This is a genomic window from Xanthobacter sp. BG11Y11_SDJG, assembly GCF_057364445.1.
In genome coordinates, this window is the sequence record NZ_JBNFNU010000512.1 from 1 (window position 1) to 2,514 (window position 2,514).

Sequence of the window (2,514 nt, forward strand, 5' to 3'; positions counted from 1 at the left end):
CGTCACGCCCATCCCGGCCCGCCTGGGCGCCCGCACAACCGCGCGGGCGATCCGGGCGCGCCTGCCGGGTCGATCCTAGGGCCGCTCGCGCCAGGTCACTCGGGGGAGGGGCGGTGGCCGAAGAGGGCGCTGCCGACGCGCACATGGGTGGCGCCCTGCAGGATGGCGTCCGCGAAATCGGCGCTCATGCCCATGGAGAGCCCGGCCACGCCGTTGCGCGCCGCGATCTCGGCCAGCAGCGCGAAATGCGGCGCCGCCACCGCGTCGGCGGGCGGAATGCACATGAGGCCGGAGATCGTTAGTCCGAATTCGTCGCGGCACTGCGCGATGAAGGCGTCCGCCGCCTCCGGCAGCACGCCCGCCTTCTGCGGCTCGGCGCCGGTGTTCACCTGCACGAACAGTTCGGGGCGCCGGCCAAGCCGGTCCATCTCGGCCGCCAGCGCGGCGGCGATCTTGGGCCGGTCCACGGTGTGGATGGCGTCGAACAGTGCCACCGCGTCGCGCGCCTTGTTGGATTGCAGCGGGCCGATGAGGTGCACCTTCGCGTCCGGCCAGGCGGCGCGCAGCGGCGGCCATTTCGCCTGCGCCTCCTGCACCCGGTTCTCGCCGAACACGCGCTGACCGGCGGCGATCACCGGGGCGATGTCGCCGGCCGGGAAGGTCTTCGACACCGCCACCAGACAAACATCGGCCGGATCGCGCCCGGCGAGGCGGCAGGCGTCGGCGATCTCAAGCCGCACCGCCGCGAGCCGCGCCGCGCCCGTCGCCGGGGATTGCGCGGCGGTTTCGCTACCGGGGTCCGTCATCTGCATCCTCCGCTGCTCGCAGGGTGATGGACCGATCTCCCCAATGGATCAAGAAGCGGTTAGAAGGAATCACACGGCGCATCATGAAGCCGGCAGGGGGGACTTTCCGGTCGATGGGCGGGGGCAGGCAGGGGATCGCGTCGGGCACGGACGGGCGGCGCACCAGCATTCGCCTGCGCATCCTCGCGCTTATCTGCGTCGCCGCGGTGCCGCTGTCGGCCGAGCGGATCCTGTCGCTGCTCGCCGACCGGCAGAATCAGATCGTGGCCGCCGAGGATAAGGTCCGCGACCTCGCCCACCGCGCCGCGCTGGCGCAGCAGGAAGGTCTCGCCTCGGCCAAGGCGGTGCTCGACGTGATCTCGCGTCAGAGCACGCGGCTCATGGAAAATCCCGCCGCCTGCAATCAGCAGCTGGCCGTGTTCGCCCAGGAGATCATCGGCATTGAGAGCCTCTCCATCGCCTTGCCGAGCGGGCAGGTGGTCTGCGCCAGCACGCCCGCCGCCGTCGGCATGACCATCGGCGGCCGCAGCTGGGTGGAGGCGGCGCTCGGCACCGCGGACATGGTGATGAGCGATCTCACCCAGTCCCGCCTGACCGGACGCAACGCGCTGTATCTTGCCCGCGCCGAGCGCACCGCTTCGGGCGAACCGGCGGCGCTCGGGATTGTGAGCATCGACCTGCAATGGTTCTCCCGCATCGCCGCCCGCACCGCCATCGGGTCGGGCACGGTGGTGGACGTGGTCGGCAATGACGGCGCGGTGATCGCCCGCTACCCGCTCGGCGCCGACATCGTCGGACGGCGCTTTCCGGTCCACCCGCTGACGCGCGCGGTGACCGATGCGGAGGAGGGTGTGGCGCGCGTCACCGGCTATGACGGACGCGAGCGCATCTTCGCCTTCATGCGCTTCGAGGGCACCAACGTGCACGTGGCCGTGGGCGTCGACGCCGACCGCATCGTCGCGCCCATCGACCAGAAGATCCTCGCCACCGCCATCGCCCACCTGGTGGCCCTGGCCTGCTTCCTGGCACTCGCCTGGTTCGCCGCCGAGCGGCTGATCATCGCTCCGGTGGAGCGGCTCACCCGGGCCGTCACGGCGGTGGGCCAGGAGGAGGCGGAGGCCGTCGACGACGTGGGCGTGGCGGAGTTCGAGCCGCTGGTGGAGGCGGTCGACCAGATGGCGCGGCGCCTGTCCGAGCGCAATCGCGAGCTGCGCAGCCTCAACGACCGGCTCACCGATTTGGCGCGCACCGACGGCCTCACCGACCTTGCCAACCGCCGCACCTTCGACGTCCAGTTCTCCCAGGAATGGGTGGCGGGGCGGGACGCCCTCAGCCCGCTCACCCTGGTGATGGGGGACGTGGACTGCTTCAAGGCGTTCAACGACACCTACGGGCACCTTGCGGGAGACGATGCGCTGCGCGCGGTGGCCCGTGCGTTCACGGCCGCGGCGACCGGGTCGGGCTATTTCGTCGCCCGCTACGGCGGGGAGGAGTTCGTGGTCCTCCTTCCGGGTGCGCCGGTGGAGCAGGGCATCGCCTTCGCCGAGGAGGTGCGGGCCATGGTCGAGGCGCTCGGCATCGAGAACCGGCAGGCGGCCGCCCGGCGGCTCACCATCAGGCCTGGGCGTCGCCAGCGTGCTGCCAACGGCAGCGGGCCGGAGCGCGCCTGGTGGCCAGCCGCCGACGCCGCGCTCTACGAGGCCAAGCG

General features: G+C 71.9%; 2 protein-coding genes. One reads left to right on the top strand and one right to left on the bottom strand.

All coding sequences use genetic code 11. The features are described 5' to 3' along the window. Positions 1 to 95: 95 nt before the first annotated feature. Positions 96 to 806, bottom strand: a complete 711-nt coding sequence (locus AC2W7M_RS23675) for a YggS family pyridoxal phosphate-dependent enzyme (RefSeq protein ID WP_486135399.1) — start codon at positions 804 to 806, stop codon at positions 96 to 98. A gap of 113 nt (positions 807 to 919) precedes the next feature. On the opposite strand from AC2W7M_RS23675, the gene AC2W7M_RS23680 reads away from it, so the two are divergent. Beyond that, a partial coding sequence (locus AC2W7M_RS23680) for a sensor domain-containing diguanylate cyclase (RefSeq protein ID WP_486135400.1) occupies positions 920 to 2,514 on the top strand: 1,595 nt, incomplete at its 3' end.